Source organism: Sinorhizobium garamanticum (genome assembly GCF_029892065.1).
Taxonomy (GTDB): Bacteria; Pseudomonadota; Alphaproteobacteria; order Rhizobiales; family Rhizobiaceae; genus Sinorhizobium; species Sinorhizobium garamanticum.
In genome coordinates this window covers 306,319-331,945 of record NZ_CP120373.1, presented here as the reverse complement: position 1 = coordinate 331,945, position 25,627 = coordinate 306,319, and the positions used below count along the sequence as shown (strand labels likewise).

22 protein-coding genes are annotated in these 25,627 nt (G+C 63.5%); 8 read left to right on the top strand and 14 right to left on the bottom strand.

All coding sequences use genetic code 11. The features are described 5' to 3' along the window. Position 1: 1 nt before the first annotated feature. Positions 2-1,096, top strand: a complete 1,095-nt coding sequence (locus PZN02_RS01640) for an FAD-binding oxidoreductase (RefSeq protein ID WP_280659910.1) — start codon at positions 2-4, stop codon at positions 1,094-1,096. Positions 1,097-1,122: 26 nt separating this feature from the next. Here the strand turns inward: PZN02_RS01640 and PZN02_RS01635 are convergent, their stop codons facing one another. After that, positions 1,123-2,187, bottom strand: coding sequence for a glycoside hydrolase family 25 protein (locus PZN02_RS01635; RefSeq protein WP_280659909.1), 1,065 nt, complete (start codon positions 2,185-2,187; stop codon positions 1,123-1,125). A 313-nt stretch (positions 2,188-2,500) separates the two neighbouring features. Between PZN02_RS01635 and PZN02_RS01630 the strand changes: the two genes are divergently transcribed. Then, on the top strand, positions 2,501-2,932 hold the full coding sequence (locus tag PZN02_RS01630) for a BA14K family protein (protein ID WP_280661576.1): 432 nt from the start codon (positions 2,501-2,503) through the stop codon (positions 2,930-2,932). A 73-nt stretch (positions 2,933-3,005) separates the two neighbouring features. On the opposite strand, the gene PZN02_RS01625 is transcribed toward PZN02_RS01630, so the two are convergent. After that, the gene (locus PZN02_RS01625) at positions 3,006-3,995 is read right to left on the bottom strand and encodes a transporter (protein ID WP_280659908.1); all 990 of its coding nucleotides are present in this window, start codon (positions 3,993-3,995) and stop codon (positions 3,006-3,008) included. A gap of 187 nt (positions 3,996-4,182) precedes the next feature. Between PZN02_RS01625 and PZN02_RS01620 the strand changes: the two genes are divergently transcribed. The 3 genes from PZN02_RS01620 (at position 4,183) to mcpU (ending at position 9,531) form a co-directional block, all read left to right on the top strand. Then, on the top strand, positions 4,183-5,964 hold the full coding sequence (locus PZN02_RS01620; RefSeq protein WP_280659907.1) for an acyl-CoA dehydrogenase family protein: 1,782 nt from the start codon (positions 4,183-4,185) through the stop codon (positions 5,962-5,964). 16 nt (positions 5,965-5,980) lie between these two features. Beyond that, a complete protein-coding gene (locus tag PZN02_RS01615; protein WP_280659906.1) occupies positions 5,981-6,733 on the top strand; it encodes a crotonase/enoyl-CoA hydratase family protein in 753 nt (250 codons plus the stop codon). Positions 6,734-7,431: 698 nt separating this feature from the next. Then, positions 7,432-9,531 (top strand): methyl-accepting chemotaxis protein McpU, encoded by a 2,100-nt coding sequence (mcpU, locus tag PZN02_RS01610; RefSeq protein ID WP_483414601.1) that lies wholly within the window; start codon positions 7,432-7,434, stop codon positions 9,529-9,531. A 49-nt stretch (positions 9,532-9,580) separates the two neighbouring features. On the opposite strand, the gene PZN02_RS01605 is transcribed toward mcpU, so the two are convergent. Both PZN02_RS01605 and PZN02_RS01600 read right to left on the bottom strand, forming a co-directional pair. Beyond that, on the bottom strand, positions 9,581-10,837 hold the full coding sequence (locus PZN02_RS01605) for a class I SAM-dependent RNA methyltransferase (protein WP_280659904.1): 1,257 nt from the start codon (positions 10,835-10,837) through the stop codon (positions 9,581-9,583). Beyond that, positions 10,834-11,589, bottom strand: coding sequence for a TlyA family RNA methyltransferase (locus PZN02_RS01600; RefSeq protein ID WP_280659903.1), 756 nt, complete (start codon positions 11,587-11,589; stop codon positions 10,834-10,836). The genes PZN02_RS01605 and PZN02_RS01600 overlap by 4 nt, the downstream gene beginning before the upstream one ends. A gap of 242 nt (positions 11,590-11,831) precedes the next feature. Between PZN02_RS01600 and PZN02_RS01595 the strand changes: the two genes are divergently transcribed. Then, entirely contained in the window at positions 11,832-13,754 is a 1,923-nt protein-coding gene (locus PZN02_RS01595) for a methyl-accepting chemotaxis protein (RefSeq protein ID WP_280659902.1), read from the top strand. A 73-nt stretch (positions 13,755-13,827) separates the two neighbouring features. Here PZN02_RS01595 and dxs read toward each other — a convergent pair whose 3' ends face one another. The 5 genes from dxs to PZN02_RS01570 form a co-directional block, all read right to left on the bottom strand. After that, positions 13,828-15,741, bottom strand: coding sequence for a 1-deoxy-D-xylulose-5-phosphate synthase (gene dxs / locus PZN02_RS01590; protein WP_280661575.1), 1,914 nt, complete (start codon positions 15,739-15,741; stop codon positions 13,828-13,830). A 160-nt stretch (positions 15,742-15,901) separates the two neighbouring features. Then, a complete protein-coding gene (locus PZN02_RS01585) occupies positions 15,902-16,825 on the bottom strand; it encodes a pirin family protein (RefSeq protein WP_280659901.1) in 924 nt (307 codons plus the stop codon). 284 nt (positions 16,826-17,109) lie between these two features. Further along, positions 17,110-17,364 (bottom strand): exodeoxyribonuclease VII small subunit, encoded by a 255-nt coding sequence (locus PZN02_RS01580; RefSeq protein ID WP_280659900.1) that lies wholly within the window; start codon positions 17,362-17,364, stop codon positions 17,110-17,112. Positions 17,365-17,367: 3 nt separating this feature from the next. Continuing rightward, entirely contained in the window at positions 17,368-18,297 is a 930-nt protein-coding gene (locus tag PZN02_RS01575) for a histone deacetylase family protein (protein ID WP_280659899.1), read from the bottom strand. A gap of 62 nt (positions 18,298-18,359) precedes the next feature. Next, on the bottom strand, positions 18,360-19,328 hold the full coding sequence (locus PZN02_RS01570; protein ID WP_342394708.1) for a zinc-dependent alcohol dehydrogenase family protein: 969 nt from the start codon (positions 19,326-19,328) through the stop codon (positions 18,360-18,362). A 14-nt stretch (positions 19,329-19,342) separates the two neighbouring features. Here PZN02_RS01570 and PZN02_RS01565 point away from each other — a divergent pair, with 14 nt between their 5' ends. Beyond that, positions 19,343-19,744 carry an acyl-CoA thioesterase gene (locus PZN02_RS01565; protein ID WP_280659897.1) on the top strand — a complete coding sequence of 134 codons (402 nt, stop codon included), beginning with the start codon at positions 19,343-19,345 and terminating at the stop codon, positions 19,742-19,744. On the opposite strand, the gene PZN02_RS01560 is transcribed toward PZN02_RS01565, so the two are convergent. Genes PZN02_RS01560 through PZN02_RS01540 form a run of 5 tightly spaced genes read right to left on the bottom strand, consistent with a single transcriptional unit; the run spans position 19,732 to position 24,290 of the window. Beyond that, the gene (locus tag PZN02_RS01560) at positions 19,732-20,925 is read right to left on the bottom strand and encodes a thiolase family protein (RefSeq protein WP_280659896.1); all 1,194 of its coding nucleotides are present in this window, start codon (positions 20,923-20,925) and stop codon (positions 19,732-19,734) included. The two genes, PZN02_RS01565 and PZN02_RS01560, sit on opposite strands and share 13 nt — an antisense overlap. Beyond that, positions 20,909-22,411: a class I adenylate-forming enzyme family protein gene (locus PZN02_RS01555; RefSeq protein ID WP_280659895.1), complete on the bottom strand. Its 1,503-nt coding sequence runs from the start codon at positions 22,409-22,411 to the stop codon at positions 20,909-20,911. Before PZN02_RS01555 ends, PZN02_RS01560 begins: the two co-directional genes overlap by 17 nt. A 4-nt stretch (positions 22,412-22,415) precedes the next feature. Then, positions 22,416-22,979, bottom strand: a complete 564-nt coding sequence (locus PZN02_RS01550; RefSeq protein WP_280659894.1) for a biotin transporter BioY — start codon at positions 22,977-22,979, stop codon at positions 22,416-22,418. Between the two features lie 31 nt (positions 22,980-23,010). Beyond that, entirely contained in the window at positions 23,011-23,616 is a 606-nt protein-coding gene (locus PZN02_RS01545) for a CbiQ family ECF transporter T component (RefSeq protein WP_280659893.1), read from the bottom strand. After that, on the bottom strand, positions 23,610-24,290 hold the full coding sequence (locus tag PZN02_RS01540) for an energy-coupling factor ABC transporter ATP-binding protein (RefSeq protein ID WP_280659892.1): 681 nt from the start codon (positions 24,288-24,290) through the stop codon (positions 23,610-23,612). Before PZN02_RS01540 ends, PZN02_RS01545 begins: the two co-directional genes overlap by 7 nt. A gap of 122 nt (positions 24,291-24,412) precedes the next feature. Between PZN02_RS01540 and PZN02_RS01535 the strand changes: the two genes are divergently transcribed. Continuing rightward, positions 24,413-25,612, top strand: coding sequence for a winged helix-turn-helix domain-containing protein (locus PZN02_RS01535; RefSeq protein ID WP_280659891.1), 1,200 nt, complete (start codon positions 24,413-24,415; stop codon positions 25,610-25,612). The last annotated feature ends 15 nt before the right edge of the window (positions 25,613-25,627 follow it).

Here is a 25,627-nt window from a genome sequence, read left to right as displayed (position 1 = left end):
CATGGAAATGGGCTCTTCCTTCCGCCATTTCGATGAGTTGCACCCGTGGATCGATCGGCAGCATATGCTTGAATGCATATCGTCCGTGGTCGAGACCACGGACGTGATGACCTTCACCTTCCGCTCGGACAAACCTGCCTGGTTCCGTTATCTGCCGGGGCAGTTCGTCACGCTGGAACTGCCCGTCGGCGATGAACCGGTGATGCGCACCTACACGCTGTCATCCTCGCCATCCCGTCCGCTCTCGGTTGCCGTTACCGTCAAGGCGCAGCCGGACAGCATCGGCACGCGCTGGATGTTCGACAATCTGAAACCGGGCATGAGGCTGAAGGCGCTCGGGCCGCTCGGGGATTTCAGCTTCGTTCGCCATCCGGGTGAGAAATACTTATTTGTCTCGGCCGGCTCGGGTGTCACGCCGATGATGTCGATGACGCGGTGGATGGCGGACTGCGCGCCCGACACGGACGTCACCTTCATTTCCTGCGCGCGCCGGCCGGAGGATCTCCTGTTTCGCTCCGAACTGGAGGTTCTCGCCCGGCAAATGCGGCGGCTCAATCTCGGGTTTCTCGTCGAAGGTCATGAGGCGCGCCACGGCTGGCACGGGCTGCGTGGTCGCATCGATGCGACGAAATTGCCTCTGCTCGCGCCGGACTTCCTGGAGAGGACGGTGTTTTGCTGCGGGCCTGAACCCTTCATGCGCGGCGTCAGGGAGATGCTGAAGGGCGCCGGCTTCGATATGGTGCGCTATCACGAAGAGAGCTTCCAGCCTGCCGCTGCACCGGCGGCCGAGGAGCTTGCGGTGCGCGCCGGACCCGGCGCCGGGGCCTCGGCGGAGGCGGCGCGGGTAACCTTCACCATGAGCGGCAAGGACGTGACGGTCGTGCCAGGTCAAACCATCCTGCAGGCGGCCCGCGCCAACGGCGTCCGGATCGGCGCTGCCTGCGAGGGCGGCATCTGCGGTACATGCCGGGTGATGAAGGTCGCCGGCGATGTCGAGATGAATCACAATGGCGGCATTCTCGATGACGAGATCGAGGAAGGCTACATCCTTGCCTGTTGCTCGCGGCCGCTCGGCGACGTGCAGATCGAGGCGTAAGGGCCGCGGCTTCCTGGAACGGGGCCTTAGCGCCGCTCCGCCTGGTGGGGCAGGTGTGCTTCGGCTGCTTTTACGGCAATCGAGCCGGTAACGGTCATGTCGACGCCGCTGCCGGACTTGCTTGCGGCCGTCGCGCGGCTGACGAGGAAGGCAGGCCGATCGAGGGAGACAACCGCCTTGGCGCTGGCCGCCGGCGCCGTCCCGCGCGTCGCCGAGGCGACAACGGTCAACACCGGCGGTTTCTCGGGCAGCAGGGCGCCCTGTGCCCAGACGGCCTTTAGCGCGGAGGCCGACATGGCGGCGACGTTGACGTCGATATCGTTAAGCGTGCCGGGCACCCGGTAGGGGCAGCGCCGCTTGCCACAATTGTGCGAAGAGGAGAACTGCCAGAGGGCGTAGCTGTCCCAGTTCCCCATCGGAAAGACCGTGCGGATGTCCGGCTTATAGCGGGCGTACCAGAGCGGAAGACGCGACAACAGCCGGTGCTTGTAACGGTTGGCGGCGATGTATTTCGCGGTGATGTGGTTGGTGTAGAGGATCGGGTAGCGGCCGGTGCGGGCCCTGATATGCCCGGCGAAGATGGCGGCGTCCTCCAGCGACATGAATTTTTCCGGATCGATCCCCTCGAGGTCGAGGACCATCACCTCGTCGTCACGGGGATCGGCATAGTCGAGGAAATGGTTGGCCTGATCGACAGGATTTCCGGGCCGGGCCAGATGATAGGCGCCCCAGAGCAGCCCGTGCGAGCGGGCGATCATTCGGCGCGTCTGGTAGAGTTCGCGGCTGACGGCGTACTTGCGCCACATCGTCTTGCAATGGGCGACCGTATCGCCGCCATGATCTCCGGTGCAGGAAAAACTTTCGGGCAGGCCGTCGGAGGCTTTCGCGATGAAGCCGACGATGCGCTTGTCCTTCAGCATCGCTTCCCAGTCGATGCTGTTCAATTCATAGGCATCGACGATGATGGCGTTCTGCCGCTGCTTCCAGGGTTCGAGATCACGCGCGTGAACATGCACCGCCGCGAAGGTCAGGCCCATAAGGGCCGCCAGGCGCAAGATCATCCCCCAGATCGAGAGTCCCCGCTTTTCCATTCTCTGAGATTGCCGACATTAGCGTTAAAAGGTCGTAAATCTCAGCCCCCTGTCGATCCTGCGCGAGACGATCGCTCCTGTACACCGACCTCCAGCAGAAGCGTCATGCGCAAGTTCGGCTTTGGATTGTGGCCGATCTGACCGGCAAAATCCTTGCCGAGGCGGTTTTCATCCCGCCATCCGTCCACTAAGTGTTGCGATGGCGAGGTGCAATCGCCGGCTGCATGTTCCAAAAAGAGGGAAAAAACCCGGTACTTATGCGTCCTCCGCCGTTGATTTCTGGCTTTCGGTCATGGAGGAAACCATGAAGACAATGACTGGGAAGTGGCTCTCGGCGGCGTTCGCCGCCTTGTTGCTGGCGACGTCCGCCGCACCGTCGCAGGCTTTCACACCCACGCCTCCAAAAATCGAAGCTGAGAGCGAAGTCACCGACGTCCAATACCGGCCGCGCGGATATTATCGCTACGGCGACCGTTATTATTACAACGGCTACCGCGGCTATCGTTACTATCGCCCTGGCTATCGCTATTACGATGGCTGGTGGTACCCAAGGGGAGCCTTCGGCACTGGCGTGATTATCGGCGGACCGATCGTCCGTCCACCGGTCGCCCGTCCGCCGGTTGTTCGCTATGGCAACAGGCACGTCGAATGGTGCTATGCCCGTTATCGCTCTTACAGGGCTTATGACAATACCTATCAGCCCTATGGCGGCTCGCGGCGGCAGTGCTATTCGCCCTACAGCTGAGGCGACCTGACTTAAAAGCCGGATGACGAAGGCCGCAGAGTTGCGGCCTTTCCACTGCGAACACCGCTGTGTCCTACAGAATGCCGATCCGGCGGAGAATGAGCCAGGCAAGGCCCATGGAGAAGGCGATGATCAACGCCGCGTAGAGCGTGCCGCTTCCATCGGCGAAGGGCAGGGCTCCCGTGTTCATGCCGAAGAAACCGGTCACCAGCGTCGGCGGCAGAAGGAACGCCGTCATCAGCGACAGAATATAAAGATGCCGATTGGTCTCCGAGGAAATCTTGCTGTCGATTTCCTCGTGCAGAAGCCTCGCGCGTTCCTGGAGTGCGAAGACATCCCGGTCTACCGCCTCCAGTCGATCGGAAAGCCTCTCGGACGCGTCGATGAAACCCGGCGGCACCTCGTCCTCCTCCGATGCCCCGGCCCGCCGCAAGAGGGCGAGAATGGTCCGCAGATGCCGATGCAGTCGCACCACAGTCCTGCGCAGCGGTGCCAGCCCTGGTTGCTGCCTATGGCCAGCCTCTCCGTAGACATGATCCTCGATGACATTCAACTCTTCGGTCAGTTCCAGGACGAGTGTGATCAACGTTCTCTGGAACTCGACAACCAGCATTTCGAAGAGGTCGATCGGCCGGTTGCATTTGGCGCTTTTCTCGACGGCCGCCTTCACGCGGTCGAGGCTGCGCAGCGGGTGCAGCCGCGTCGTGATGATGATCTTGTCGCTGACCGCGAAATGCAGCCAGCCGATCGTCTTGGTGACCGCGTCGAACGTGCGCTCGAAGTCCACCAGCGTTCCATGGACAACGTCCTCGGAAACGGTGATCGCAGCCTGTGTGTCGTGACTGGTCAGCGTGGCGATCGCGGCCTGCGGCAGTTTGCTGATGCGTTCGATCAACGTGGGCGTGCGCGCATCGCTGAGCGCCAGGTGCAGCCAGACCCAACCGTCGCCTGCCGAGAGGCTCTCTACCGAGGCGTCGGCTGCGATGCGCTGGCATCGGCTTTCCCCCGGTATGAAGCGGTAGGCCCAGACAAGGCCCGGTATCTCGGGAGAAATCAGGTTCATCGCAGCGCCTTGCCGAGGGCAATCCGGACTCGGCTTCTAATCGCCCTCGATGACAGTTTTGTTACAATCCTACGCAGTTCGAACCGACTGCAATTGACGTTGACGTTTACGTAAAAATAAATAGTGTCGGTTTGAACAGGACGCGCAGCGTGGTCGACAATGGCAATGGCTGCACGGGGAGGATATCATGTACAAGGCACCCGTCGACGAGATCGCATTCACACTGAAGCACGTGGCCGGCATGGCCGAGGCGTTGGACGCCGGTGTTTTTGGTGAGCTTGGTGAGGATTTGGTCGATGCGATCCTTGCGGAAGCCGGGCGTTTTGCGACGGAAGAGGTGGCCCCCCTTGGCGACGTCGGTGACCGGCAGGGCGCGCAGCTCGTCGACGGTGCGGTCAAGACGCCGGATGGCTGGCGCGATCTCTATCACAATTGGATCGACGGCGGCTGGAACGGACTGACAGCGCCCGAGGCCTTCGGCGGGCAAAACCTGCCGCACATGCTACACGTCGCCGCGATGGAGATGTGGAACGCCGGCTCGCTGGCGTTCGCGCTTGGCCCCACCTTGACCATGGGCGCCATCGAAGCCCTGGAAAAGCACGGCTCCGAAGCGCTGAAGGCGACGTATCTCGCGAAAATGGTTTCGGGCGAGTGGACCGCAACGATGAATCTGACGGAGCCGCATGCCGGCTCCGATCTGGGCGTGCTCAAGACGCGGGCCGAACGTCGCGACGACGGCAGTTATCGCATCTTCGGCCAGAAGATTTTCATCACCTGGGGCGAGCACGACTTCACCGACAACATCGTCCATCTCGTGCTCGCGCGCCTCCCGGACGCGCCCGCCGGCACGAAAGGCATTTCGCTGTTTCTCGTGCCGAAGTTCCTTGTCAACACCGACGGCTCGCTCGGAGCCCGCAATGATCTTTTCTGCCACTCGCTCGAGCACAAGCTCGGTATTCACGGGTCGCCCACCTGCACGATGATCTATGGTGACGGCAAGTTCGGCGACGAAAAGGGTGCGGTCGGCTATCTGGTCGGCGAGGAGAACCGTGGCCTCGCCTGCATGTTCACGATGATGAACAACGCCCGGCTCGCTGTCGGCATCCAGGGTGTCGCGATCGCCGACGCGGCCACCCAGAAGGCGATCGACTATGCCAAGGAACGCACGCAGGGCCGGGCGCCCGGCTGGAGCGGCGAGGGCATGAGCCCGATCATCGAGCATCCGGACGTCGCCCGCATGCTCTTGACGATGAAGGCGCTGACTCAAGGGTCGCGCGCGATCGCTTATGCCTGCGCCCACGCCGTCGACATGGCGCACGCCAGCAAGGGCGACCAGGCCCGCCATTGGCAGGAGCGTTCGAGCCTGCTGACACCGATCGCAAAGGCCTTCGCCACCGATGCCGGCGTCGATGTCGCGTCCCTGGGTGTCCAGGTGCATGGTGGCATGGGCTTCATTGAGGAAACCGGGGCCGCCCGGTACTTGCGCGATGCACGCATTGCGCCGATCTATGAAGGCACCAACGGCATCCAGGCGATCGATCTCGTCACCCGCAAACTGCCTTTGTCCGACGGTGCACATGTGCGCGACTTCATTGCCGAACTGAGTGAGATCGCCGCCGCTGTCAGGGCCACGAACAGGAAGGGCTTCGGCGAGACGGCGGTGCGGCTCGATGCTGCGATCGCCGATCTCTCCGACGCAAGCGAATGGCTGCTGGCTGCGCTGGGTGGCGGAAAGCTTACTGATGCGCTGTCCGGTGCAACCGCCTATCAGCGTCTCTTCGGGCTCGTGCTGACAGGCGCCTATCTCGCCAAGGGCGGGATGGCGGACGCCGGCGACGGAAAGGAAGATGCGCGCATCGCGCTTTGCCGGTTCGCGGCGGAGAACCTGCTCGCGGAAACAGGCGCGCTCAAGGATCGCGTCGTTAGTGGCGCCGCAAGTCTTGCAGCCGCGCGCGTCGCTCTCGTTTGACGTGGAAGGGGAACTCATGACCGATCATGTGCTTGTAGAACGCCCGGAGGCCTTCCCCGGCGTCCAGGTTATCCGCTTCAACCGGCCGGAAAAGAAGAACGCTATCACGCGCGAGATGTACGCGAAGATGACGAACGCGCTGACGGTGGCGGGAACCGATCCGGCTGTCCGGGTCACGGCCTTCCTCGGTACGGAAGGATGCTTTTCCGCCGGAAACGACATGGCCGATTTTCTCGCCTTTGCCCTGGGCGGGACGATGGGGACCGAGGTGCTCGAGTTCCTGCGAGCGCTTGCGGGCGCGAGAAAGCCGGTCGTATCCGGCGTCGACGGCCTGGCGATCGGCATCGGCACGACCATCCATCTTCACTGCGACCTGACGGTTGCTTCAGCACGCTCGGTCTTCAAGACACCCTTCGTCGACCTCGCGCTGGTGCCTGAGGCGGCATCCAGCCTGATCGCGCCGCGCATCATGGGGCACCAGCGCGCCTTCGCGCTTCTCGCCGCTGGAGAACCGCTCGCGGCCGCCGATGCCTTGCAGGCCGGGTTGATCTGGAAGGTCGTCGGCCAGGAAGCGGTGGAGGAAGAAACGCTCTCGCTCGCGGCGCGCCTCGCCAGGAAGCCGCCGGAGGCTCTGCGCATCGCGCGTGACCTCATTCGTGGGGATCGAAGTGACGTGCTCGCTCGCATCGACGAGGAGGCTCAGCACTTTGCGGCGCAGTTGAAGAGCGCGGAAGCGCGGGCGGCCTTCGAGGCCTTTATGCGCCGCTAGAGCCCTTCAGGGTTAAATGGAAGCAGTTCTGCCGGAGCAGGTTTTCGTCAGGGCAGAGGCGATCGGCGAAGGGGCGTACTCGGATGTACGTCTGAGCCGATCGCCTCTGAGCCTGGCGGAAAGATGCCCGGCCCTTCGGGTTGGCTGAAACGGGCCGCCTGATCGGCCGGCCGGCTTGGCCGTATGCTTTGGCTACGCCGCGCGCCGGCCGGTCGACCATCCGACTCCGTTTGAGCCAACAGAACTGTTTCCATTTAACCCTGAAGGGCTCTAGTTCCGCGGCGATTTCGAGCCAGTTTCGGGTGCGCGACAGCCAATCGCGTGTCGCGCGTATGGCGATCGCATTGCCGCGGATATCCTCAACTTGCATATGTCAATTTTAATCGGTTCTTAAATAGCAGTCGCTAGCGTGCAGCCTCAGTAGGCCTTCCCCTCGAGCATCCCGGCTTCAAAGTGGAAACACGAAAAAGCGGACAAGATGTTCCGAAGAAGAGCGCCGGGCGTCCCTGAGAACAGGCGGACGCCTGTCGCGCGGGCGGCCCTGGCCGCATGAAGCATGGCCGGTTTTGCCTTCGCGGCATGTCCATCATTTTCCCGCAACTTCGTCCGTCGCTTGCCGCGACCGATCCGCTATTCGCGGGAAATCTCACGAGCTCATGTCCGGCGAAGAATGCCGGCCACTCCAGGGGAGCCCTTCCTTGTCCAAACGATCGAATCTCATGACGCGCATTCTCGTTGCCGCATCCTGCGTTGTCGTCGGCGCCTTTGCCGGCTTTTCCGTCTATATCGATACGCTACAGAATGCTGCGACTACAAAGGCGGTCGAGGAGAATATCGCCTCGTCCGGCAACCAGGCGGCGACAAGCGTCGCCAACTGGCTGAACGGTCGTGTGACGCTGACGGCCATGGTCGCCGACGCCATCGGCCGCGTCGGAGACGACGCCGGTGTCCAGCCGGTTCTGAAGAACGACGTTCTCACCGCCGAATTCATCTCCACCTATGTCGGCAACGAAAGCGGCAAGTTCATCACCTGGCCTGAAATGCCGATGCCGGAAGGCTATGATCCGCGGCAGCGCCCCTGGTATCAGCAGGCCGTCAAGGCCGATGCTCGCGTGCTCACCGAACCCTACATCGACGCCTCCAGCGGCGATCTGATCATCAGCGCAGCTGTGCCGGTCAAGCACGACGGCAAGCTCTACGGCGTGGCAGGCAGCGACTTCTCGCTGAAGACCTTGGTCTCCATGGTCAACTCGATCGACGTCGGTGGCGAAGGTTTCGCGTTCCTTGCCAACAAGGAAGGCCAAATTCTCGTTCATCCGAATGCCAAGCTGGTGACGAAGACGCTCGCCGACGCCTTTCCGGTCGGCACGCCGAAGATCGGTAGCGGCATCGTCAATACCGAGCTCGACGGCAAGCCGATGCTGGTCAGCTTTGTCCCGGTCAAGGGGCTTCCCTCGGTCGAGTGGTATGTCGGCTTCGTCGTGGATGCGGACGTCGCCTATTCGGCGATCAGCCAGTTCCGCGTCGCCGCTACCGTCGCGACGATCCTCGCTGTCGGTGTCATGATCGCCTTTCTCGCGACGCTGCTCAGCCGCCTGGTTATCCGGCCGATCACCGAAATGACTGGCACCATGGAAAAGCTCGCCGCCGGCAACATCGACGTCGAAATCCCCTGCGAGGCGCGTCGCGACCAGATCGGGTCGATGGCTGCAGCCGTCGCCGTCTTCCGGTCCAATGCCGTCGAGCGCGCGCGTCTCGAGGACGAAGCGGACGCCAACCGTTCGCTCTCCGAGCGCGAGCGTCTGGACCGAGAGGCCCAGAAGGCGCGCGATGCGGCGGAAGTCCAGCAGGCGGTCGACGCGCTTGCGACCGGCCTTGGCCGGCTGGCCAACGGCGATCTCGCCTTCCGCATCGAAACTCCCTTCGCCGATCGCCTCGATCGCCTGAGGGCCGATTTCAACAACTCGGTCTCCAAGCTGCACGACACGCTCCGTGCGGTTGGAGTCAACGCCCGCGCTATCGATGCCGGCGCCAGCGAGATCCGTTCGGCCGCCGACGATCTTGCCCGTCGCACGGAGCAGCAGGCAGCTTCAGTCGAGGAAACGGCCGCGGCGCTCGAGGAGATCACCACGACGGTGAAGGATTCCGCGCACCGGGCGGAAGAGGTCGGAGCACTCGTCGCCCGCACCCGCGCCGGTGCCGAGAAGTCGGGTGAAGTCGTGCAGAACGCCGTCCAGGCGATGCACGCGATTGAGAAGTCGTCCGGTGAGATTTCCAACATCATCGGCGTCATCGACGACATCGCCTTCCAGACCAACCTCCTGGCGTTGAACGCCGGCGTCGAGGCGGCCCGGGCGGGCGAGGCCGGCAAGGGATTTGCCGTGGTCGCCCAGGAGGTGCGCGAGCTCGCCCAGCGTTCGGCCAACGCCGCCAAGGAAATCAAGGCGTTGATCACGACGTCAGGCGACCAGGTGCGTTCCGGCGTGACGCTCGTCGGCGACACCGGCCGCGCACTGGAAGCGATCGTTGCCGAGGTGCAGGAGATCAACAAGCACGTCAGCGCGATCGTGACCGCGACGCGCGAGCAGTCGACCGGTCTTCAGGAGATCAATACTGCCGTCAACACCATGGATCAGGGCACGCAGCAGAACGCGGCGATGGTCGAGGAACAGACGGCGGCAAGCCACGGCCTCGCTCAGGAGGCGGCAGCACTCAACGCGTTGCTCGCTCAGTTCAACCTTGGCGGGACGCAGGCGACCCATTCGAGCGCCGCAAGCTACCGACGCCGGGCGGCCTGATCAGAGGCGACTGGAAACATTTGGGGGCCCGGTAGCTGCCGGGCCTTCGTCATTTCTGGGGTTTTTCCAGCGTCGCGACCGCTTCCACATGCGCCGACCAGAGAAACTGGTCGATCGGCGTCACCGACGTGATCCGATATCCCGCAGCGGTGAGGATTGCGAGATCGCGGGCAAGCGTCACAGGATTGCACGAGACGGCTGCAATCTTCTTCACGCCCGAGCGGGCGAGCTCGTGGCATTGAGCCTCGGCACCGGCGCGCGGCGGATCGAAGACGACCGCATCATAGGCCTTTAATTCCTGTGCCATCATGGGTCGGCGGAAAAGGTCGCGCTTCTCAATCGTCACCGGCTTCAGGCCTTGCGTGTTGCGCGCGGCAAAGTCCAGCGCTTTCAACGCCTTGTCATCGCCCTCGACGGCATGCACGCGCGCCCTCTGCGCGATCCTGAGAGCGAAGGTGCCGATACCGGAGAAAAGGTCGGCGACGTGTTTGGCCTTGCCGACATGCTCGAGCACCTGCCTTGCCATCGCTTCTTCGGCAGGCCGCGTCACTTGGGTAAAACTTCCCGGTGGCGGTGTCACGGCAACGCCGCCAACATCGATCGCCGGCTTAACGGGTTCGACGATGATCTCGCCATTGAGACTGACGCGCGCAATGCCCCGCTCGGCCAACACAGCCTCTACTGTCAGGCGACGCTCTCTGTCCCCGAGCTTGATGCCTTCGAAGGCGAGGTCGAGACCGGCGTTGGTTTCAAGCACGGTGATGCGGAACGGCTCGGCGCCCGACGCCATCGCGGCCGCGATCTTGCGAATGGTCGCGAGCCGGGAGACGATGCCCGGGCTCGTGATGGGACATTCGCTGATCGCCACGATGTGGTGGCTTTCCGCCTGGTTGAAGCCGAGCAGCAATTCCTTCTCGGTCCGCCGCGCGGTGAAGACGACGCGCCGGCGCTCGCCGGGATGGGCAATGACCAGCGGCGCCACCTCTGGCGTCAATCCCTTCGACTTCAGCGCATCAATGACGATATTGCGCTTGAAGGCGTGATACAGGTCGTCGGATGCGTGCTGCAGTGTGCAGCCGCCGCAGGTGCCATTAACGCCGTCGGGGCCGAAGTGACTACACTTCGGCTCGACCCGGTCGGGGGAAGACTCCTTCACCGAGATCAGCGTGCCGTGAGCCTTGTTGACGGCAAGCGAGACGGTTTCGCCGGGGAGGGTGAACGGCGCATAGACCGGGCCCGCTTCGGTCTGCGCGATTCCGTCGCCCTGTGCACCAAGACGGGCGATCGTGACGGTCTGCGTGCTCATGGCTTCACACCGGCAAGGAGGAATTCGGTATTGCCCTCGCCGCCGGCGATGGGGGACGGAATGAGACCAAGGCTCCGCCAGCCCATGTCCTCCACAAGCCAGCGCTCCAATTCGGCGGCGACGGCAGGGGCGCTCTCCGGATCCTTGAGCAGCCCGGCCTTGCTGATCGCCTCGCGGCCGGCCTCGAATTGCGGCTTGACGAGCAGCACGCAATGCGCGCCGGGTTCGGCCATGCCGAGCGCGGGCGGGAGCGCCAGTTTCAAAGAAATGAAGGAGACGTCGGAAACGACGAAGGTGATTGCATGATCGCCGACGTCCGCGATCGTCATCGCCCGGGCGTTCAGCCCTTCGATATTGGTGACGCGCGGATCTTCCGCAATGCGCGGGTGTATCTGTCCGTGGCCGACGTCGACAGCCACGACATGGTGGGCGTCGCGCATGAGCAGCACCTCCGTGAATCCGCCGGTCGAGGCGCCGATATCGATGCAGGTCTGCCCGGTTGGGTCGAGGCCGAAATGGTCGAGGGCGGCGACGAGCTTCAGCGCCGCACGGGAAACATACGCCTGCGCCGGATCGTCGATGGTGATCGCGACGCCTTCGCCGAACGTGGCGGCGGGCTTGGTAACGGTGCGGCCGTCGACCTTGACGGTACCTCGCTGGATGGCATCGCGCGCGCGGGCGCGGCTGGCGACCAGACCCTTGTTCAGGAGCAACTGGTCGAGGCGGATCGTCATGTTTGTTTCAGTGGACATGGCCCGTCATCGCGCGTAGCGCGGCGCAATGCAAGAGATCAGGATGGCGGCCGACGAATTAAGCGAAATTAAATCAACGCGTGGGATCTTCCCGGCTGGCAAAGCCTTCCCGACGAACCATGATCGGTTCCGTTCCTCTGCCATATCCCATGTTTCTTGGCGCCATCCGAGCCGGCCGGCCTCCCACGGCACCGAACCGGGTGCGCGTCCGCGTGTATTCCTGAAGCAGGATCCTACCTCCCATGTCTCTGAAGAACATTTCCCTCAGCCGCAAACTCGGCCTGACCTTTGCGGGGCTGATTGCGCTCTTCCTGGCCGTGTCTGCGATCGTCTACTCGAAAGCCGAGCTCGCAAGGCAGGCATCGATCCGACAGAGCCAGTCTCAACGGCTCGTCACCCTCATCGACGAGGCTTCCCAGGCGATGCTGGAGCAGGCGGTCAATCTCCGCGGCTTCCTGCTCTTCCGCAGCGACAGCACTTACAACGATGTCTTCGCAAATCGCGAACGGATGGAGCAGAGCATTGCCGCTGCTCGCCAGGCGGCCTCGGACGAGGCGCAGCTGCTGACCCTTATCGGCAATATGCAGAAGGCCGCCGACGTCTATTACAACGAACTCGCCAAGCCGCAGTTGGAGGCACGCCGCACGACGGAAATGCCGATCATCGAGGTCATCGAGATTGGCCGCAACGCCACCAAGGGCCAGCTCGACGCGTTCCGCGAGGCGGCAGCCAAGATAAAGGAGCAGGCGCGCAATTGGTCGGCCGAACAGGAGGCTCTCCAGGCGAATGCCACTTCTGTTCTGCTTGCGGCGCTCGGTTTGGGCGCCGTCGCCGCGACCGTGGCGGCGGTCCTGATGGCGTGGGTGCTCTCGCGCGTGATCGTGCGCCCGATCGTCGGCATGACCGGGGCGATGGGCCGCCTCGCCGCCGGCAGTCATGACATCGGGGTACCGGCCCTCGACCGAAAGGACGAGGTCGGGCGGATGGCACGTGCGGTGCTTGTCTTCCGCGAAGCTGCGGTCGAAAAGCTCAGGCTTTCCGGTGAAACCGAAAGGATGAGGAGCGAGGCTGAAGCCGAACGGGGCCGAGCGGATGCAGACAGGGCACGCGAGGCGGCCGAGATCCGCTCCGCGATGGAAGCGCTCGGCGGCGGGCTCGCAGCCCTTGCCGAAGGCAATATCGCCCATCGTATCGAGGTGCCGTTTGCCGAACGCCTCGACCCGCTGCGCGTGGACTTCAACCAGTCGCTGGAGAAGCTTCAGGCGACGCTCCGCGCCGTCGGCGAGAATGCAAGCGCCATCAATGCCGGCGCCGCTGAGATCCGCGAAGCCGCAAGCGATCTGGCGAGGCGCACCGAACAGCAGGCCGCTTCGGTCGAGGAAACGGCGGCGGCACTGGAAGAGATCACGACGACGGTGCGCGATTCGACCAAACGCGCCGAAGATGCCGGGGTTCTCGTCGAGCGTACACGCCAAGGAGCGGAAAAGTCCGGCGAGGTCGTTCGCCGCGCCGTCAGCGCCATGCACGAGATCGAAAAATCGTCGGGCGAAATCTCGAACATCATCGGTGTCATCGACGAAATCGCCTTCCAGACCAACCTGCTGGCGCTCAACGCCGGCGTCGAGGCCGCCCGCGCCGGCGAGGCGGGCAAGGGCTTTGCCGTCGTCGCGCAGGAGGTGCGCGAGCTTGCGCAGCGTTCGGCAAACGCGGCCAAGGAAATCAAGGCGCTCATCATGACCTCCGGCAACCAGGTGCGCGCCGGCGTCGAACTCGTCGGCGAGACGGGCGAGGCCCTTGAAGCGATCGTCCGCGAGGTGCGCGAGATCAACCAGCATGTGAGCGCAATCGTCACTGCCGCCCGCGAACAATCGACCGGACTGCAGGAGATCAATACGGCGGTCAACGCCATGGATCAGGGCACGCAGCAGAATGCGGCGATGGTTGAGCAATCGACGGCCGCCAGCCACAACCTCGCGCGTGAGGCGACGGCTCTGGACAGCCTCATCGCGCAGTTCAATCTCGGCGATCGCCGCCGGGCGGCCGTGGCGGTTTCTTCGTCGACAGCGAGGCCCGTTGCGTCCCCCGCTCGGCAACTGGGTCAGAAACTGGCACGGTCCTTTGGCTCTGCGGCGCTGGCGCAGAGCCAGGATTGGACCGAGTTCTGATCGGTACGTTGACCTTGCAGAAACAAAAAGCCCGACCGCATTGGTCGGGCTTTTTGCCTTGCTGGGTAAAGCTTCAGCCAGCCGCCCCGAGGCCGACAGTTTGTTTTTGGCCAAGCGCCTGGAAGACGGTCGAGACGATGCCGGCCCGGTCGAGCCCGGCCGCGGCATACATGGCTTCGGGTTTGGCCTGTTCCATCCAGATGTCCGGCATCACCATTGGCCGCACTTTGAGTCCGCCATCGAGCAGGCCGTCCATTGCAAGGAACTGCAGCACGTGGCTTGCAAAGCCGCCGACAGCGCCTTCTTCGATGGTGACCAGCACTTCATGGTGACGCGCAAGCTGGCGGATGAGGTCGTGGTCGAGCGGCTTGGCAAAACGCGCGTCGGCAACCGTCGTCGAGAGGCCAGCAGCGTCCAGATCTTCCGCCGCCATCAGACAGTCGGCAAGCCGCGTGCCGAACGAAAGCAGCGCGATTTTCGAGCCTTCCTTGACGATGCGCCCCTTGCCGATCTGCAGGATCTGCCCACGTTCGGGCAGTTCGACGCCGACGCCTTCGCCGCGCGGATAGCGGAAGGAAATCGGGCCTTCGTCATAGGCCGCCGCGGTGCGCACCATATGTTTCAGTTCCGCCTCATCGGCGGCGGCCATCACCACGAAGCCGGGCAGCGTGGCGAGATAGGTCGTATCGAACGACCCGGCATGCGTCGGCCCGTCGGCGCCGACGAAGCCGGCGCGATCGATCGGGAAGCGGACGGGCAGGCCCTGGATCGCCACGTCATGGACGACCTGGTCGTAGGCGCGCTGCAGGAAAGTGGAATAGAGCGCCGCGAAAGGCTTGTAACCTTCTGCCGCGAGGCCCGCCGCGAAGGTCACGGCGTGCTGCTCAGCGATACCGACATCGAAGCAACGCGAGGGATGGACAGATGCGAACCTGTCGAGGCCGGTGCCGGTCGGCATGGCGGCGGTAATGGCGACGATCTTATCGTCAAGGCTCGCTTCCTGGATGAGCGCTTCCGCGAACACCGAGGTATAGGCCGGCGCATTGGGCTTCGCCTTCGTCTGGGCACCCGTGATCACGTCGAACTTGTTGACACCGTGATACTTGTCGGCAGCCGCTTCCGCCGGCGGGTAGCCTTTGCCTTTCTGCGTCACCACGTGGATCAGCACCGGACCCTTGGCGTTGTCCCGGACATTGCGCAGGACCGGCAGCAGGTGATCGAAGGAATGGCCGTCGATCGGACCGATGTGGTAAAAACCCATTTCCTCAAACAACGTGCCGCCGGTGACATAGCCGCGCGCATGCTCGACAGCGCGGGTGATCGCCCGGTCGACACTTTTGCCGAGATAAGCCGTCAGCTTCTTGCCGACCTCGCGGATGCCCATATAGGTGCGTCCGGAGGCAAGCCGCGCGAGATAGGCGCTCATCGCGCCGGTCGGCGGCGCGATCGACATGTCGTTGTCGTTGAGGATGACGATGAGGCGCGCGTCCAGCGCCCCGGCGTTGTTCAGTGCTTCATAGGCCATGCCGGCCGAGAGCGCGCCATCGCCGATTACGGCGATCACGTTGCGGGACTTGCCGTCGAGATCGGCGGCGACTGCCATGCCGAGCCCGGCGGAGATCGAAGTCGAGGAATGCGCCGCGCCGAAGGGGTCGTATTCGCTTTCGGCGCGCCGTGTGAAGCCGGAAAGGCCGCCTTCCTGGCGCAGGGTACGGATGCGGTCACGCCGCCCCGTCAGGATCTTGTGCGGATAGCACTGATGGCCGACGTCGAAGATCAGGCGGTCATGCGGCGTGTCGAAAATCTTGTGAATCGCAATCGTCAGCTCGACGACGCCAAGGCCGGCGCCGAGATGGCCACCGGTGCGCGACACTGCATCGATCATTTCCGCGCGCAGTTCACTTGCCAGCTGCGGCAGATCCCTGTCGTCGATCTTCTTCAGATCGTCGGGGAACTTAACCTGATCAAGCAATGGTGTCGCCGGCATAGGATTGGTTGGCAGTTGTGTCACGCTGCATGCCTCATGCGCGCCGGAGAAAAGGCGCGCGAACTGTTGATAATGTTCGTCGGAACGGCTCTTTAGACGCTATCGCCGTTGAATGCAAAATTAGGCTTTCCTGCGACTTCAACCAAGAGCTTAACGAAATTTAGCTTTCGGGCAAAGGTATGAACTCTTCCTCGTCCCCCGGCACGATATCGAAGCGCCCGGTGCGCCATTCTTCCTTTGCCTTGTCGATCCGGTCCTTGGACGAGGAAACGAAATTCCACCAGATGTGGCGCGGCGAGCCGAGAGCGGCGCCACCGAACAGCATGACGTGACAGCCCGCAGGACCCGCCGTCACGGTGATTTCATCGCCGGGGCGGAAGACGAGCAGCTGGTTGTCGGCAAAGTGATCGCCGGCGATGATCGCTTCACCGGAAAGGATGTAGAGCGCCCGTTCTTCCCAATTGGCCGCAAACGGCGCGCTCTTGCCCGGTTCGATCATCAGGTCGACGTAAATCGTATCGGTAAAGGTGGAGACCGGCGAGGTCGCACCCTCGAACCCCCCGATGACAACGCGCGCCTGGACGCCGCCATCGGAAAGAGCCGGCAGCATATGCTTTTCCGTGTGATCGAAGAGCGGGTCGATTTCTTCCTTGTGGTCAGGGAGCGCCAGCCAGGTTTGCAGGCCCGACAGCGAACGTTCGTGGTTGCGCTGATTTTCCGGTGAGCGTTCGGAATGCACGATGCCGCGGCCAGCGGTCATAAGGTTTACGTCTCCGGGGCGGATCACCATTTCGGTGCCGAGGCTGTCGCGGTGCTTGATCTCGCCGTCGAAGAGATAGGTGACGGTCGAAAGGCCGATATGCGGATGCGGGCGAACGTCGATTGCCTGGCCGGCCCGAAGTAGCGCCGGCCCCATCCGATCGAAGAAAATGAAGGGACCGACCAGGCGGCGCCTTGCGGTCGGCAGTGCCCGGCGAACCGCGAGGCCGCCGATGTCACTGGTGCGCGGAATGATGAGATGTTCGATGGCGTCGCAGGCGGGCTTGTCACCAGCGAGCGGATCGGGACCCGGAAAAAACGACATGGCAATCACTCCGTTGGTGGCGTATAGGTTGAGACTATCCTCAATGCTGCCGCTCCGGTGGCGACAATCGGGAGACGCAGTGTTTCGCGTACCGGCAACGCCGAACGCGCGGGCCGCCCCTCACCCTAGCCCCGCTCGCGGGGAGAGGGGACAGTTGCTTGTCGCGAGGATTTGTCCGGAACGGAACAAGCTGTGTGCCGCGAGTCTTCTTCGCCCCGCCTGCGGGGAGAAGGTGCCGGCAGGCGGATGAGGGGCGAAGGCTGGCACAACCTCCTCCCGCTAACTCACTGATCTGCGTCGAGTGGATCCACGCCCTGCGGCTTGCCGGCGCGGTCGAGCCGGATCTTCTCGATGCGGTCCTCGGCGGCCTTCAGAAGCATCTCGCAATGCTTCTTCAGCGCCTCACCGCGCTCGTAGATCTCGATCGACTTGTCGAGCGCGACGTCGCCGCGTTCGAGCGCCGAGACGATACGCTCCAATTCTTCGACGGCCTGCTCGAAGGAGAGGGCGGAAACGTCCTGTTGCGTGGTGGTGTTCATCAATTACCCTCTCATCAATCTCAAAATATGCATACCCGCCGATTCGGCGAGTCCCTGCAGGTCATAGCCGCCCTCGAGTAGGCTGACGATACGGTTGCCGGCGGTCCTGCCGGCGACTTCCATGAGGCGGCCGGTTGCCCAGTCGAAATCCTCGGCCACGAGGTTGATCTGCGCCAGCGGATCGCGGTGATGGGCATCGAAGCCGGCGGAGATCAGGACGAAGTCGGGACGGAAATCATCGAGTGCGCTGAGCACCCGCGTCCGGAAAGCGTCGCGGAAATGCTCGCTGCCGCTGTTCGGCGAGAGCGGGGCATTGACGATGTTGTCATCAACACCCGTCTCGTCCTTGGCGCCGGTGCCGGGATAGAGCGGCATCTGATGGGTCGAGCAGAAGAGCACCGACGGGTCGTCCCAGAAAATGTCCTGCGTGCCGTTGCCGTGGTGGACGTCCCAGTCGACGATCGCGACGCGCTCGGCCCCGTGCGCCTTTTGCGCATGGCGCGCGGCGATCGCAATCGTGTTGAAGAAGCAGAAGCCCATCGCCTTCTTTTTTTCGGCGTGGTGTCCCGGCGGACGTGCCGCGACGAATGCGTTGTGCGCCTCTCCGGCGAAGACGGCGTCCACCGCCGCGACGGCGCCGCCGATACCCGTCAGCGCCGCAACAAGGCTCTGCGGGCTCGCACAGGTATCCGCCTCGAACTGGTTTATGTCTTCTTCAGGAATCTCCCGGACGATCGACCTCAGGTGTTCTTCCGGATGGGCGAGCAGAACCAGATCCTCGCTGCCCCTTGGCGCCCGGATCCGTTTAAGCTCGGCAAAATTCGGATGCTCCAGCGCCAGGTTCAGCGCCCTCAGCCGGTCCGGCCGCTCGGGATGACCCTCGGGAACCTTGTGCTCCAGGAAGACCGGATTTTCGTAGAGGAACGTAGCCATGGCGGAAAACTAGTGCGCGGACTGCCAGAGGTCCATGGTGCACGCGGTGAAAGTGCCGATTTTCAACAGCGCGGATCGAGCAGGATCTTGCCTTCGCGGAGCGGATCCACCTGATGCGCCAGGGCTTCCGCGAGACGGCTCAACGGATAAATGGCTGCGACCGGACTGGCAAACAGCCCGTCGCGCAGACCCGCAAAGCTTCGCTCGAAGGCGGCTTCGAGCGCATCGCGGCCGGCCGAATGCACCCAGGTCCTAAGCCAAAGGAAGGCGAAACGGACGTCCAGCCGGCCGCTGATTGCCGCCTGCGGCACCGGCACACCGCTCAAGGCACCGTACTGGATGAAGATCCCACCTGACTGAACGGAGCGTGTAACCAACCCACCCGCCAAAGTTCCGCCCACGGCATCGAGCACGGCGTCGAAAGCGAGCCGTGGCGGAAGGCTAACGCCGTCTGCGACGATGGTCCGGTCCGCATGGCGAAGGCGGCTCATGCTCTTTTCGCTTCGAACGATGGCGGTCGTCGTCACTTCCTCCAGTGCGAGCAGGCGCAGGAGCATGCCGCCGATAGCGGAGCCGGCCGCGGTCACGCCGACGCTGCGGCCCTTAAGCGACCCGAAATGCTCTCGCAATTGCTCGACGAGCCTTAGAGCCGTCAGGGGGTTGACGTAACTCGTGGCAGCCTGCTGGTCGTCGATGTCGTCCGGAACGGTAAAACACCATTCGGCCGGGCGGACGAGGAACTGCTGCCACAGGCCGCTCGCGCCGATCGGGATCACCCGATCTCCGGGCTTCATATCCTTTACGCCCGCCCCGATCCGGGTGACCACGCCGACGCCCTCAAAACCGGGAACGAAGGGCAGCACGGTACGCGCGCTGTAGGCCCCCGTGACGGGGATCAGGTCCGATGGATTGATGGCCGAAAGCGAGATGGCGATCTCGACTTCTCGCGCTCCCGGCATGGCGCGATCGATATCGACGAGTTCGATCACTTGTCCGGGGTCGCCAAACTGTCTAACCAGAGAAGAGCGCATCGTGAGGGCCTCGCATGGACGGCACGCAACGGGAAAATGTAACGGAAATCCGCATTCCGTTTCGCGATATAGACATGCACGGCCACATGCACAATGCGGCCTACTACGCCCATGCAGAGGCTGCCTTGTCCGACCTCTGGCGCCACCGGCCGACCGTCAGGAACGAGCCTGCCTATCTCGTGCGCCGCTCGGCCTGCGTCTTCCACCGCGGTCTGCGCTACGACGAGCCGGCTCGTTTCATCGTCAACGTCTCGAAGATCGGCGGCAGTTCGGTGAGCTTTGCGGTGCGCGTCGAGGCTGGCGGCCAGCTTGTCGCCGAGGTCGAGATTGTCTGGGTGGCGGTCGATCCCACTCGCCATGCCCCGGTGCCGCTGCCTGTCGCCACACGCGAATGGCTGACCACCTATCTCGCGTGATTGGGCCGGAGGCTGCGGAAGTGGGCGACCACGCCCATGCCACCGCCGATCCCCATCATCGCCAGGCCCTCTGTGTCGGATGCAGCCGCAAGCATCTGCGAAAACAGCCTGACGACGAGAATTGTCCCCGACGCGCCGTAGGGATGGCCGAGCGCAATCGCCCCGCCGTCGAGATTGACGCGGGCCGATGCGATATCGAGTTGGTCGAGGCTGCCGAGAACCTGTGAAGCGAAAGCCTCGTTGAATTCGATGAAATCGACTGCGGCGACATCGAGCGCCGGATTGCGTGCGCGAAGTTTCGCCATCGCCGGAACCGGACCGAGCCCGAGCAGGTTCGGATCAACGCCCGCCGTCGCCGCGTCGACGAACTCCAGGGCAAACTGAACACCAAGCCGGCGCGCCTCGGTGAGGCTCGTTACCAGCACCATGGCGGCTCCGTCATTGATCGGACAGGCATTGCCGGCCGTCACGGTGCCATCCTTGACGAAAACCGGCTTCAGCCGCGCAAGCGTCTCGGCCGCCGCGTTTGCCCGGGGACATTCATCACTGGAGACAAGACCCGCTGGTGTCGACGCTGGAACGATCTCGCGCTGGAACCTCCCAACCGCCGCGGCCGCAACGGCGCGGCGGTGGCTTTCCAGGGCAAACTGATCCTGCCGTTCGCGGGAAATGCCGCAGGCAGCAGCGACGTTCTCGGCGGCAACGCCCATATCCGGGTCGCCGATAGCATCGGGTGCCATCCGCGCCCGCCTGACCGGCTGAAGTTCCTCGTCGCGCTCAAGCGGCGGGCGAAGCCGGATGTGGGCGCGGCTGGCGCTTTCGCTGCCACCAGCGAGGTAGAACCGTCCCGCGCCGGCCTGAATCTGCCGCGCCGCAAGTATGATGGCTTCGAGGCCCGAGCCGCATTGCCGGTCGATGGTGACGCCGGGAATCGCAACCGGCAGGCCGGCTTCGAGCGCCGCAAGCCGCGCAAGGTTTCCGGCGCTGTTGGCGGCATTACCGAGCAGCACGTCGTCGATTTCATCACGGTCGATGCCGAGGTCGGCAATGATCCGGGCAATCAGCGGGGCGGCGAGCGTCGCCGGTTCAACCTTGGCCAGGCTGCCGTTTACACGGCCGATCGGGGTACGCAATGCGGCGATGATGACGGGTGTGCGGGCCGGGTCATATGAGGCGTTCAAGGGCACCGTTCCCCTCCGCGATCCATTGCCGGAGCTCCTTGGTGGCGATCTTGCCGGAGGCCGTCATCGGCATTGCACGGCAGAGCCAGATCTTGCGCGGATGCTTGTAGCGCGGCAGGGCGGCAGCAAGATGACGTTCGAGTGAAAGATGGTCGAAAGCCTCGCCGCGCGGCTCGATGATGGCTGCGAGCTCGCTGCCGAGGTCGGGGTGGTCGAGGCCCAGGACCTGGACGGTGCTCACATTGTCGGCGGCCATGATAACGGCCTCGACCTCGGACGGATAAATGTTGTTGCCGCCCGAAAGCACCATCCCTCCAAAACGGCCGATCAGATGCAGCGTGCCGTCAGGGTCGAGGAAGCCCAGATCGCCGACCGTTGCGAGATCGCCGTGCCGGCGAAACCCTGCGCCATCGCCGCCCGCAACATAACCATCGGATATGAGCGCGCTTTCGACGAAGATCGTACCGGTCTCGCCTGCGGGAAGGCGACCTCCCGCCTCGTCGAGGATCTGGAGCCGGACGCCGGGGAACGCCTTGCCGACGGCCGTCGGCGCGTGGTTGTCGGCTGCACCGGCGACGGTAATGAAGCCGAGCTCGGACGCGCCGTAATACTCGATGACGCGCGCCTCGGGAAAGGCAAGGCGCGCGGCCTTCCGGTCCGCGGGCGTAAGCTTGGCGCCGGCGACGGTGATTGCTTCGACTAAGGGCAGGGTGGTCGAGCCTCGCACCTGCTCGCAGAGCCGTCGCAGCATCGTCGGCACCAGGACGAGTCGCTTGACCTTCCTCGCTGCGATCGTCGCCACGGCTTGCCGGGGGTCGAAATGGTGGGCGCCGATGAATTCGGCGCCTGCCTTCAAGCTTTCGGCAAGCGCATAGAGCGTCAGGCCGTGGGCAAGCGGCCCTGGAGCATAGGTTGTCGTTCCGGACCCGATCCCGAAAAAGCTCTGGCCGGTTTCGAGGCTGAGACGCCAGGACCGGCGATCGCGGATGATCGCTTTCGGTTCTCCCGTCGTGCCGGAGGTGAAGACGATGAGGAAAGGTTCGCCGCCGTCGCCGACAGGGATGGTACCGATGCCATCGGCGGCGGTGTCGATGGGAGTGTTTTCGCCCGCCGCCGGCTGTCCGAGCCGTAGCGTATCGCCCTCCGGATGGACGACGATGTCGGGCCGCAGCTGCTCGATCATCCGCCGGCGCGTCGGCTCAGGCAGATGCGGATCGATGAGCGCGGCGCAATTGCCGCCGGCGGTCGCGGCGATGAAGGCAGCGGCAAAGAGCGGGTGATTGCCGGTCTGCAGCGCGATCAGCCGCGCGCGGCCTGAAAGAACGCTGCCGTCCGTACCGGCTGGCACGGATTGTTCGATCGTGCGCAGGATGCGACTTGCGTCGGCGGCGAGTTCTCCGAAGGAGAAGACCCGGTCCTCGATGTGGAAAGCCGGGTCATGCGGGCGTTCACCCGCATGACCCATGATTGCTTCGGCGAGCGGCATTGGTTCAGGCGCGGACCGGCAGCAGCGGATAGCCGGCGTAGACGGCGCGGGCGGCAAGGGTCGCGATCGCCGCCTTCAGAAGATCGCCGGGGATGAAGGCGAGTGAACCGGTCGCGGCCGCGAGCAGCGGCGTGCCGGTGACGGCGGACAGCCATGGCACGCCGATCCCGTAGAGGACGACGATGCCGCCGACGACCGAGGCAAGGAAGAACCCGCCGAACTGACGGCTCTCCGACTGACCCTCGTGAATGAAGCGTTCGGCGATGATGCCCGTTACATAGGCGGCGACAGCCCAGCCAAGGATGAAGCCGCCCGAAGGTCCAGCCAGAACAGCGAGCCCGCCGCGTCCGCCGGAGAGCACGGGCAGGCCGATGGCGACCAGGAGGACGAACAGCAGGAAGGCGAGCGCCCCGCGTTTTGCGCCGATGATGCAGCCGGCGAGCATCACGCCCATCGACTGCGCCGTGATCGGAACCGGGATGAAACCGAGCGTGATCGGCGGGATAAGCCCAAGTACGACGACGATCGCGGCAAAAAGCGCGATCAGGACGAGATCTCTGGTGTTCATGTGGTCCTACCTTTTATTAGAAAGCGCGAATTTATTGCCGCCGAAATCCGCGAGCGTCAATGGCTGCGGCAATCGTATCCGCATCTTTGAGCGTAAGGATGATAAGCGGCCCGATGATCGTCAGCGGTCGTATTGGCAAGCCCCGCGCGCGATGCGCCTCGCGGATGGCCTCGTAGCGGGCGAAAATGTCGGGAACGAAACGCAGCACGAGACCGATTGCCAGGCTGACGTCGGCGGCATTGAGCAGCCCGATGCGCTCGAGCGGCTTCAGGAGGATCGTGATCTCGTCCATGAAGGCGCTGATTGTCGTCGTCGCTGTAACCGCGGCGGCGAAGAACACGAGCGCCATCAGCCGCAGCACCAGCGCGGCGACTTCGGGGAGGGGAAGAAGGAAAAGGTTGACGGCAGCAAGGACGAGGATGGTGAAAAAAACGAAACCGACGCGCGCGAGTGCCTGGCGCAGCGTCAGGCCGAGGGAGAAGTAGAGCCATCCAGAGAGCAGGAAGGCGGGCGCAAGCAGATAGAGCGATTGCGTCGCGAAAAGCGAGAGGCTGAGAAGCAGGAGAGCAACGAGTTTCGCGCGCACCGGCAGGCGGTGAAACCAGCTTCTGCCCTCTACATAGAGGCTCGTCAGCATCCGGCGACCTCGTGATAGCGCCGGATCGTTTCGGCAGGTTTGCCATCGGCGAGCAGCCGGCCCTCGTGGAAGAGCAACAGCCTTTCGACGCTTTCGACGAGCGCAAGGTCATGGGTGATAACGATGGTGTCTTCGTCGAGCGCATCGATCGTGTTGGCGACCATGCGGCGGTTGCGGAGGTCGAGCTGGTTGGTCGGTTCGTCGAGGATCAGGATCTTCGGCCCAGTGACGACGACGCTTGCCATGGCGACAAGCTGCGTTTCTCCGCCCGAAAGCTCATGCACGCGACGCCGGGCAAGGTGGGTCACGCCGAAGCGCGTCAGCGCCGCCTCCGTGCGTGCGGCGATTTCGCGCTGAGGCAAGCCGCGATTCTTCAGTCCGAATGCGATATCGTCGGAAACGATCGGCATGATCAACTGGTGCTGCGGGTTCTGGAAGATGAAGCCTGCTTCGGCGAGGACGGCTCTGTCGTCCATGATAGTATCGAGCCCGTTGACCGTCACGTAGCCTGTGGTCGGCTTGACAAGCCCGTTGATCAGCCGCGCGAAGGTCGTCTTGCCGGAGCCGTTGAGGCCAATGATGCCGATGCGGCGTTCGTCAAGGGCGAGCGTCAGGGAATGGAGCGCGACTCGTTCGCCGAAGCTGACCGAGCAATCGGTAAAGCGAATATCCAAGCCTTGTCCCTTTGAGTTTGCGTGGTGGCTCTATAGGGCAAGTCGATCGGGAAGTGCAATGCGGCCAGACCTTTGCACCGCGGCATTTCAATAATGGGAATAAAAGCCTACTCTTTCGAACCATGACGATTCGCCTCTCCAATCGCGATGCCCGGCGCATCTTCCTTGCAAAACAGGGCCTCACCGCCGCGCCGCAGCGCGCGCTCGGCAAGGACGGGCTGTTGAAGCTCATCCGCGACCTCGGCTTCGTCCAGGTCGACAGCATCGCGACGGTCGAGCGGGCCCATCACCAGATCCTTTTTTCCCGCAACCAGACCTATCGTCGCGAACACCTGACTGAATTGCTGGAAAAAGACCGCGAGCTCTTCGAACACTGGACCCACGACGCCTCGATCATTCCGAGCGCCTTTTTCATCTATTGGAAACATCGCTTCAAATGGGAAAGCGAGACGCTGCGCGAGCGTTGGATCAAATGGCGGGGCGAGGGGTTCGACGACGGTTGCGAGGAAACCTACGAACGCATCGTCAGCGACGGTGCGGTGATGGCGCGCGATCTCAAGGTGGACGGCCACGTATCCGGTGGCTGGTGGAACTGGCATCCATCGAAGACAGCGCTCGAAGTACTATGGCGCCAGGGCAGGCTGGCGATCGCCCGGCGGGAGAACTTCCAGAAAGTATACGACCTGACTGAGCGCGTCATTCCTCCGCACCACTACGAGGGAGAGGTGAGCCACACGGAGTTCGTCGACTGGGCCTGTCGCAGTGCCCTCGATCGGCTGGGCTTCGCCACCCACGGAGAGATCGCCGCCTTCTGGGATTTGGTGTCGCCAGATGAGGCGAAAGCCTGGGTCGCCGCGCATCGCGACGAGCTTTCAGACGTCCTGATCGAATCCGCCAATGGTGGCAAGCCGCGTCCGTCCTATGCTTTTTCCGGATTCCCCGACAATCTTGGCGGCCTTGCTGATCCGCCGGCGCGCATCCGCGTGCTCAGCCCGTTCGATCCCTTGCTGCGCGATCGCAATCGAACGGAGCGCCTTTTCGGCTTCTCCTATCGTATCGAGGTTTTTGTGCCGGAGCCGAAACGCGAATACGGCTACTACGTCTTTCCGTTGATCGAAGGCGACCGCTTGATCGGCCGCATCGACATGAAAGCAGACCGAAAGCTCGGACGCCTCGATGTCCGACGCCTCTGGCTGGAGCCGGGTGTCAGGGCCTCGTCCGGCCGCATGGAAAAGCTTAATGCCGAACTCGATCGCGTCGCCCGGTTCACCGGCGTCGAAGAGGTCAACCTTCTCGACGGCTGGAACGCATCCTTTTCCTGAGATTTTCCTTGGCTT

What these genes read in the sequence shown, in the direction of transcription:
- PZN02_RS01640 (WP_280659910.1), top strand. Translation starts at nt 2, where the DNA reads ATGGAAATGGGCTCTTCCTTCCGCCATTTCGATGAGTTGCACCCGTGG.
- dxs (WP_280661575.1), bottom strand. Translation starts at nt 15,741, where the DNA reads ATGCCGGCGACACCATTGCTTGATCAGGTTAAGTTCCCCGACGATCTG.
- PZN02_RS01580 (WP_280659900.1), bottom strand. Translation starts at nt 17,364, where the DNA reads ATGAACACCACCACGCAACAGGACGTTTCCGCCCTCTCCTTCGAGCAG.
- PZN02_RS01625 (WP_280659908.1), bottom strand. Translation starts at nt 3,995, where the DNA reads ATGAACCTGATTTCTCCCGAGATACCGGGCCTTGTCTGGGCCTACCGC.
- PZN02_RS01605 (WP_280659904.1), bottom strand. Translation starts at nt 10,837, where the DNA reads ATGAGCACGCAGACCGTCACGATCGCCCGTCTTGGTGCACAGGGCGAC.
- PZN02_RS01600 (WP_280659903.1), bottom strand. Translation starts at nt 11,589, where the DNA reads ATGTCCACTGAAACAAACATGACGATCCGCCTCGACCAGTTGCTCCTG.
- PZN02_RS01630 (WP_280661576.1), top strand. Translation starts at nt 2,501, where the DNA reads ATGACTGGGAAGTGGCTCTCGGCGGCGTTCGCCGCCTTGTTGCTGGCG.
- PZN02_RS01585 (WP_280659901.1), bottom strand. Translation starts at nt 16,825, where the DNA reads ATGTCGTTTTTTCCGGGTCCCGATCCGCTCGCTGGTGACAAGCCCGCC.
- PZN02_RS01550 (WP_280659894.1), bottom strand. Translation starts at nt 22,979, where the DNA reads ATGAACACCAGAGATCTCGTCCTGATCGCGCTTTTTGCCGCGATCGTC.
- PZN02_RS01570 (WP_342394708.1), bottom strand. Translation starts at nt 19,328, where the DNA reads ATGCGCTCTTCTCTGGTTAGACAGTTTGGCGACCCCGGACAAGTGATC.
- PZN02_RS01535 (WP_280659891.1), top strand. Translation starts at nt 24,413, where the DNA reads ATGACGATTCGCCTCTCCAATCGCGATGCCCGGCGCATCTTCCTTGCA.
- PZN02_RS01620 (WP_280659907.1), top strand. Translation starts at nt 4,183, where the DNA reads ATGTACAAGGCACCCGTCGACGAGATCGCATTCACACTGAAGCACGTG.
- PZN02_RS01555 (WP_280659895.1), bottom strand. Translation starts at nt 22,411, where the DNA reads ATGCCGCTCGCCGAAGCAATCATGGGTCATGCGGGTGAACGCCCGCAT.
- PZN02_RS01635 (WP_280659909.1), bottom strand. Translation starts at nt 2,187, where the DNA reads ATGGAAAAGCGGGGACTCTCGATCTGGGGGATGATCTTGCGCCTGGCG.
- PZN02_RS01615 (WP_280659906.1), top strand. Translation starts at nt 5,981, where the DNA reads ATGACCGATCATGTGCTTGTAGAACGCCCGGAGGCCTTCCCCGGCGTC.
- PZN02_RS01595 (WP_280659902.1), top strand. Translation starts at nt 11,832, where the DNA reads ATGTCTCTGAAGAACATTTCCCTCAGCCGCAAACTCGGCCTGACCTTT.
- PZN02_RS01545 (WP_280659893.1), bottom strand. Translation starts at nt 23,616, where the DNA reads ATGCTGACGAGCCTCTATGTAGAGGGCAGAAGCTGGTTTCACCGCCTG.
- PZN02_RS01565 (WP_280659897.1), top strand. Translation starts at nt 19,343, where the DNA reads ATGGACGGCACGCAACGGGAAAATGTAACGGAAATCCGCATTCCGTTT.
- PZN02_RS01575 (WP_280659899.1), bottom strand. Translation starts at nt 18,297, where the DNA reads ATGGCTACGTTCCTCTACGAAAATCCGGTCTTCCTGGAGCACAAGGTT.